The sequence below is a fragment of the Myroides odoratus genome (assembly GCF_001549985.1).
Lineage (GTDB): Bacteria > Bacteroidota > Bacteroidia > Flavobacteriales > Flavobacteriaceae > Flavobacterium > Flavobacterium odoratum_A.
This window is the reverse complement of sequence record NZ_LROZ01000022.1, coordinates 59,887-67,745: the sequence shown is the minus strand read 5'-3', so window position 1 is coordinate 67,745 and position 7,859 is coordinate 59,887. Positions and strand designations below refer to the sequence as shown.

Below are 7,859 nucleotides of genomic sequence, written 5' to 3'. Positions count from 1 at the left end.
GGCACTATCTCTTAAAGTGTGTAAGTTCAAAAATAAAGCTTGGGTTAGGTTTTGAATTAAAGTCTAACCCTTTCTTGATATAGGATTAAGAATTGATCAAGTATAATTCCCCAGCTTTTTACTGGCATTGACCATCTTTTAGTTGCTTCTCTTACAGCCAAATATACGGATTTCATCACAGCTTCGTCTGTAGGAAAGGATAATTTATTCTTGGTATACTTCCTTATTTTACCGTTTAAATTCTCAATTAAATTGGTGGTATAGATGATTTTTCTAATCTCTATAGGGAATTCAAAGAATACTGTAAGATCTTCCCAATTGTTTCTCCAACTTTGTATTGCATAGGAATATTTATGTTCCCATTTAACAGCAAAGTCATTAAAAGCAGCTTGCGCAGCTTGTTTATTTGGAGCATTATAAATATGTTTCATATCAGCAGTAAAAGGTCTTTTATCTTTCCAAACAACGTATTTACAAGCATTTCGTATTTGATGTACAACGCATATCTGCGTTTTAGATTCAGGAAAAACAGTGCGAATAGTATCAGTAAAACCGTTTAAATTGTCAGTTGCTGTAATTAAAATATCCTCAGTTCCACGGGCTTTTATATCCGTTAAAACACCCATCCAAAAGGAAGATGACTCATTTTTACCTAACCACAAACCTAAAACTTCTTTACGCCCATCACGTTTTAATCCTACTGCGATATAAATAGTTTTATTAATCACTTTTGAATCTTCTCGAACTTTAAATACAATTCCATCCATCCAAACAATTAAATAAACTGGTTCTAATGGGCGATTTTGCCAAGCGATAATATCTGCAGTAACAGCATCGGTTATACGAGATATTGTGGATTTAGAGACATCGAAATTATATACTTCTCGTATTTGTTCTTCGATATCAGAAACAGACATCCCTTTGGCGTAAAGGGAAACAATAACGTTTTCCAAGCCCTCCACCATGCTTTTTCGTTTGGGGATAATCATAGGGTTAAAACTAGCATCACGATCCCTAGGAACCTTTATTTCTTCTTCTCCGTAACTCGTTTTTATCTTTTTGGTAGAGTAACCATTACGCGTATTTTCTTCCTTTCGTAAATCATGCTTATCGTAATCTAGATGAGCATCTAACTCGCCTTCTAACATTTTTTCAATTCCTCGCTTTTGTAAGTCTTTTAGGAAGTTTTGAAGTTCATCTCCAGTTTTAAACTGTTTGAAAAACTCATCCGGAAATAGGTCTTTTGTTTCCATAACTATTTAAATATTAAATATATAAAAAAATTCTGCGCGGTTTTAACCCAAGCAGAATTTTATACTTACACAGTTTTTGGTACAGTGTCTTTTTGTCCAAGGAATGTCCAAGCAAACTCCAAGCAATGTTCAAGGAACCGCTATCCTATACTTTAGTTTTTATTATTTAAAGCTTGTATACAACACAAAAAAACCACGCCTAGGCGTGGTTTTCATTTATACTATAGTATAGAGACGATTATTTCTCAATCGTTTGATATACTTTTAATGCTTCTTTCAATACTTCAGCAGATCGAATTAAATCTTCTTTCTTTAGCACATAAGCCATACGAGCTTCATTTAATCCAACACCAGGTGTAGAATAGAATCCAGCGGCAGGAGCAATCATTACAGTATCGCCGTTTAAGTCAAATTCTTCTAACAACCATTTGGCAAAAGCATCAGCGTCTTTTACTGGAAATTTAGCTACACAGTAGAACGATCCATTAGGAACCGTTACAAAAACACCGTCAATTTCTTGTAAAGCTTTGATGAAAACATCACGGCGTTCTTTATACTCTGTGATTACTTCATCAAAATAAGATTGTGGCGTATCTAAAGCTGCTTCTGCTGCAATTTGTTCAAATGTAGGAGGAGAAAGGCGTGCTTGTGCAAATTTCATTGCTGCATTCATTACCTCTTTATTTTTAGAAACGATACAACCAATACGAGCACCACACATACTATAACGTTTCGAAACAGAATCAATCATAATGGCGTTATTCGCTAACTCTGGCATACTCATCACAGAAATGTGTTTGAACCCATCATATGCAAATTCGCGATATACTTCATCCGCAATTAAAAACAAATCATATTTAATTACTAAATCAGCTAATTGCTTCATTTCTTCTTCTGAATACAAATAACCCGTTGGGTTTCCAGGATTACAAATTAAAATCGCTTTTGTTTTTGGCGTAATTAACTTTTCAAATTCTGCAATAGCAGGTAAAGCAAATCCAGTGTCTATCGTTGACATTACGGGAACAATGTTTACCCCATTTGAAATGGAGAATCCATTGTAGTTCGCATAGAATGGTTCTGGAATAATAATTTCATCCCCTGGATCCATTGTGCTACCTAAAGCAAACATCAATGCTTCTGACCCACCCGTTGTGATAATAATATCTTGAGCATTTACATCAATTTGATGTGCTTGATAATACTTGGCTAATTTAATTCGATAGCTTTCAAAACCTGCAGAATGACTGTACTCAAGTACCTTTATATCTGCATCTTTTACCGCTTGTAAAGCATCTACTGGAGTTTTAATATCGGGTTGACCAATGTTTAAATGATAAACATGATGTCCTTTTTGTTTCGCCTTTTCAGCAAAAGGAACCAATTTTCTAATCGGAGACTCAGGCATATGAATGCCTTTTTGAGAGATTTTTGGCATGGTTAATTTTTTATTAATTCACTAAATAGCGACCAAACCTTGTTGATTTTTTAATCATCGATCAAATGAGGTAAAGATCTTTGCAAATTTAGATTTTTTTACGCATAAAAAAAGTTATTTTCATTCCTAAATAATAAGTTAAATATACAGGTTTACTGGGCATTTTGGTTATTTTTGTTCCATTATAAAAACAACGTATCAACAACTCATGGATAAAAAAATTATATCTTTTTTTTCCTCAACCCGATTAATGGCTGTTCTTTTCATCGTATTTGCAGTAGCCCTTGCCTTGGGAACTTTTATTGAGGATCGCTACAACACGACAACCGCTCGGATTCTTATCTACAATACCAAATGGTTTGAGTTAATCATGTTTGTTTTCCTGATTAACTTTATCGGAAATATCAAACGTTACCGTTTACTATCCAAAGAAAAATGGTCTACCTTTATGCTACATGCTGCCTTTATCTTGATTATGATTGGGGCTTTTATCACGCGATACATCAGTTTTGAAGGGATGATGCCTATTCGTGAAGGAGAAACAGCGGATAGTGTATTTTCAGACAAAACCTTTTTAACGGTTATGGCTGATGGGGAGTATGAAGGAGAAACTAGAAGACGTACATTTGAAATGGATCAATACTTTTCACAAGTAACCAACAACCATTTCAAAATGAAAAAAGACTTCAACGGAATTCCGTTTGAAGTTGAATATAAAGACTTTATCATGGCTGCTGAAGAAGTAATTGAAGCAGATCCCAATGGTACAAACTTCTTAAAACTAGTAGAATCTGGAGATGGCGAGCGCCACGAACACTACCTAGAAGAAGGAAAAGTAGCGAGCATTCACGGCGTTTTATTCAGTTATAACGTTCCTACGGATGGAGCAATCAATATTTCTACTGAAAATGGTGAGTTCTTTATCGACTCTCCTTTCGCAGGAAATTACATGAAAATGGCGGATCAATCTACAGGAGATGTAGCCGCTAACGAAAAACAACCTTTAAACTTCCGTTCACTTTACACCATGGCAGGTACTCAATTTGTACTACCTGAACTACCAATGAAAGGAAAAACAAAAGTAGTTTCCAACGGTAACTTTAAAGACCAAATGACTACGGATGCTCTTATTGTTACTGTGCGTTCTCAAGGACTTGAAAAAGAAGTAATCTTGAAAGGAAAAGCAGGTAGAATGGGTGAACCTCAAGCAATTCAACTCGGTGATTTAGAGTTTACTTTGCTCTATGGTAGTAAAGTTTATACCACACCTTTCCAAGTACGTTTAAATAAATTTATCGCAGATAAATATCCAGGTACAGAAAAAAGTTATTCTGCTTTTGAAAGTCAAGTCACTGTTTTAGATGGTGAAAACTCTTTTGATGCACGCATTTATATGAACAATATTTTAGATTATCAAGGATACCGTTTCTTCCAAGCGCAATTTGACCCAGATGAAAAAGGGACTATTCTGTCTGTAAACCACGATTTCTGGGGAACTTGGATTACATACATTGGGTATTTCTTCTTATACGTTGGTTTAATTTGGATTTTATTTGACAAAAACTCGCGTTTTGCTGACTTAAAACGCAAATTAAACAAAGTAAGAGACAAAAAAGCGTCGATGTTGACTCTACTTGTTCTTTTATTCTCTGTTGGAGCTTCAGCGCAACACATGCATGCACCTGAAAAACCAAGTGCTGCCGTAATTGATTCAATCATTCACGCCAATACGATAAGCAAAGAACACGCAGCTAAATTCGGTTCTTTAGTGATTCAAGATTATGGTGGACGTATGAAACCAATCAATACTTTCTCTTCTGAATTATTGAGAAAAGTATATAAAAAAGAAAATTACCAAGGCTTAACACCTGACCAAGTTTTCTTATCTATTACGCAATTTACCGTTGCCCAACAAATGGAAGGAGCACCTAACTTTTGGTATTTCGCTCCTATCATTGAATTACAAAGAGGAAATTATAAAATCACGGAAGTTTTAGGTTTACCTAAGGGTACAAAACATGCTTCATTTGTTGATTTCTTTGATGAAAATGGAAATTATAAAATTGTAAAATACGTAGACGAGGCAAACCACGCAAGCGTAAAAAATAAATTCCAAACCGATTTCTTGGATTTGGATGGTAAAGTAGCGTTATTAAATGCCGCTTTTACAGGAAGAATGTTAGCCATCTTCCCTATTCCTAAACACGACAACAATAAATGGATTTCTCCTTTAGAGTTAAATGAATCAGGAATGACAGGTATGGATTCTACTTTTACAAAGAATATCCTATCTCGCATGTATGTTCCTGCTCTATTTGATGCAAAACGTACTAATGATTATACAAAGGCAGATGAATACCTAGAACACATCAATACGTTCCAGCATTCATATGGTAAAAATATAATGCCATCAGACAACAAAATCAAATTTGAAATTTTATACAACCAATATGATATTTTCAAAACGTTGTATAAATATTACATGGTAGTTGCTCTATTCTCTTTCATCTTTATTATTTGGGTGATTTTAAAACCAAATAAATTTGCGAATAAAGCAATTAAAGTAGGGCATTGGTTAACCCTTGCCTTATTTGTTATCCATACTTTAGGTTTAGCTGTACGTTGGTATGTTTCAGGTCACGCTCCTTGGAGTGATGCATATGAATCAGTAATCTATGTGGCTTGGGCTACTACTCTATTTGGATTGTATTTTGGTAAGAAATCAGAATTAACGATTGCTTCAACCGCCTTCGTTACAGGAATGATTTTATGGGCTGCCCATCTAAACTACATGGATCCTGCTATTTCTAACTTACAACCGGTATTAGACTCTTACTGGTTAATTATCCACGTAGCCATTATTGTGGCGAGTTATGGTCCATTTACTCTGGGAATGATTCTAGGTGTTGTTGCCTTAATCTTGATGATCTTAACGAATAGTAAGAACAAAAAGAAAATGGATTTAAACATCAAAGAATTAACCTATATCAACGAAATGGCGCTTACTGTTGGTCTAGTACTATTGACAATAGGAAACTTCTTAGGTGGTCAATGGGCAAATGAGAGTTGGGGACGTTACTGGGGATGGGATCCAAAAGAAACATGGGCACTAATCAGTATTATGGTGTACGCTTTTGTTATCCATGCTCGTCTAGTTCCAGCAATGCGCGGTACATGGCTTTACAACGTATTTAGCATCCTTGCTTACTATGCAATTATGATGACGTATTTTGGAGTAAACTTCTACTTAAGTGGATTACACTCGTATGCATCAGGTGATAAAGTAATTACACCAACAATCATTTGGTGGTCTATTGGATTTGTTAGTGCAATTAGTATATTATCTTTCATTCAATACAGAAAACATTTAAAGAAATAATTTCTATTTCTAAACATAAAAAAAGCCTATTACCGCTCGGTAATAGGCTTTTTTATTTTCCCTCTCTCCTATTTATTTTCATGGTATTAGCTTCTTCTTTATCCGCTTATTTCCAATCGCTTTCAGAAAAATACCCACCTCTACCAAAACAAAATCAATTAGTCCAGATACGGGCAAAACGCCTCAAATACAAGTCTATCTCCCTCCCTTGTACTTGCAGGTATATACTTTTATTAAAAACATAGTTATTTTACACTATTTTAAAAATAATCCCATACATAAACCTTATATTTTACATAAAAAAATAAATAAAAACACCCGATTTAATCAATAATTCACTTTTATGGTATACCTTTTGCTTGTCTTCTAAAAAGAAAAGGACAAATGAGTTCTAATCGAATTCTAATCTAGTTTTAATATTCTATTAATGCGACTCCAAAGTCCCTATAATATGAGTATTGTAATTTTGAACCATAAATTAAGAGCAAGATGTTTAGACGTGTACTAACCTTATCATTTTTAGTTCTTTCTATGTGTATTTCACAAGCACAAGAAAAAAAGCAAGCACAAGAAAAAAAGCAAGCACTAAAATTGAGCAAACAAGAAATAGAAACTTTATTTCTAGAACAGAATTTAGATCTATTGGCTAAAAAATTGGAAATCTCTCAAGCAGAAGCCCAGTTAATTCAAGCTAGACTATGGCCTAATCCTACATTTGAAATTTCAGAAGTCAATGTTTGGCGTACCACAGATATAGAAGAGCAACCCATTATCTTCGGCAATTGGGGAACTTCCCAACAAATTTCACTTCACCTTGAGCAGGAAATAGAAACTGCAGGAAAAAGACGCAAACGCATTGATTTGCAAAAATTGAGCATTGAAGAACGTCAAACTGATTTTGAAATCGTTTTGCGCGAATCCAAACTTTCCTTGCGCAATACCTTAACCTCCATTCAAGTTTTACAGCAACAGCAGGAGATTTATCAAAAACAAATTGACAACACCAATCTCTTAATTACAGGCTACAAAAATCAGCTGAACCAAGGGAATATCAGTCAAAGTGAATACATCCGATTAAAAGCAGCCGAGTTGCAATTCAAAAAAGAATTAGTGGATGTTTCTAAAGAATTAGAAGAGGCGCTGAAAGAATTGAAAAATTTCATCAACATTGGAACCAATACTCCTATTTACGTGACCAACGAGCTAGAAATACCAACTAAATTGGTCAGTGAACTACAAATTGAAGATTGGATTATTCACGCCCAAGAACACAGACCTGATATCATGCTGAACGACAACCTCATCAATCAGGCTAAAAAACAAGTAGAGATTGAAAAAGCAGAGCGTACACCCAATATCACACTAGGTATTGATTATGATCGAGGCGGAAATATTATGCGTGATTTTGTTGGTTTCGGGTTGTCTTTTGACCTTCCCATCTTTGACCGCAACAAAGGCAACATCAAAGAAGCTAAACTAGGAGTTCAAATTGCAGAGTTAGAGGCTAAAAACAAGAAAAATGAAATTGCCAACGACATTATCGAAGCCTTGAGAAACTATACACAAGCACAAGACTTATACAACCAAATAGATGCTGATTATGAACTTCAATTAGATAAATTACTTGAAGCTTATGTCAAAAATTTCCAGAAAAAGAACGTCAGCATGATTGAGTATTTAGATTTTGTAGAAGCTTATGTAGACAACAAAAATATTCTACTCGAAACTAAAAAGGAATTAAACGAACAACTAGAAAATTTACAATTCGCTATCGGAAAAGATATTTAAT

Annotated in this window: 4 protein-coding genes; 2 read left to right on the top strand and 2 right to left on the bottom strand. The window is 34.6% G+C overall.

All coding sequences use genetic code 11. The features are described 5' to 3' along the window. Window positions 1-56: 56 nt before the first annotated feature. Both AWV75_RS16575 and AWV75_RS16570 read right to left on the bottom strand, forming a co-directional pair. Window positions 57-1,253: an IS256 family transposase gene (locus AWV75_RS16575; protein WP_060874578.1), complete on the bottom strand. Its 1,197-nt coding sequence runs from the start codon at window positions 1,251-1,253 to the stop codon at window positions 57-59. Between the two features lie 238 nt (window positions 1,254-1,491). Then, complete coding sequence (locus AWV75_RS16570) at window positions 1,492-2,691, bottom strand: pyridoxal phosphate-dependent aminotransferase (RefSeq protein ID WP_060875426.1); 1,200 nt, start codon at window positions 2,689-2,691, stop codon at window positions 1,492-1,494. 208 nt (window positions 2,692-2,899) lie between these two features. Here AWV75_RS16570 and ccsA point away from each other — a divergent pair, with 208 nt between their 5' ends. Then, window positions 2,900-6,070, top strand: coding sequence for a cytochrome c biogenesis protein CcsA (gene ccsA, locus AWV75_RS16565; protein WP_060875425.1), 3,171 nt, complete (start codon window positions 2,900-2,902; stop codon window positions 6,068-6,070). Window positions 6,071-6,559: 489 nt separating this feature from the next. Further along, on the top strand, window positions 6,560-7,858 hold the full coding sequence (locus AWV75_RS16560; RefSeq protein ID WP_060875424.1) for a TolC family protein: 1,299 nt from the start codon (window positions 6,560-6,562) through the stop codon (window positions 7,856-7,858). Window position 7,859 lies beyond the last annotated feature (1 nt).

What these genes read in the sequence shown, in the direction of transcription:
- AWV75_RS16560 (WP_060875424.1), top strand. Translation starts at nt 6,560, where the DNA reads ATGTTTAGACGTGTACTAACCTTATCATTTTTAGTTCTTTCTATGTGT.
- AWV75_RS16575 (WP_060874578.1), bottom strand. Translation starts at nt 1,253, where the DNA reads ATGGAAACAAAAGACCTATTTCCGGATGAGTTTTTCAAACAGTTTAAA.
- AWV75_RS16570 (WP_060875426.1), bottom strand. Translation starts at nt 2,691, where the DNA reads ATGCCAAAAATCTCTCAAAAAGGCATTCATATGCCTGAGTCTCCGATT.
- ccsA (WP_060875425.1), top strand. Translation starts at nt 2,900, where the DNA reads ATGGATAAAAAAATTATATCTTTTTTTTCCTCAACCCGATTAATGGCT.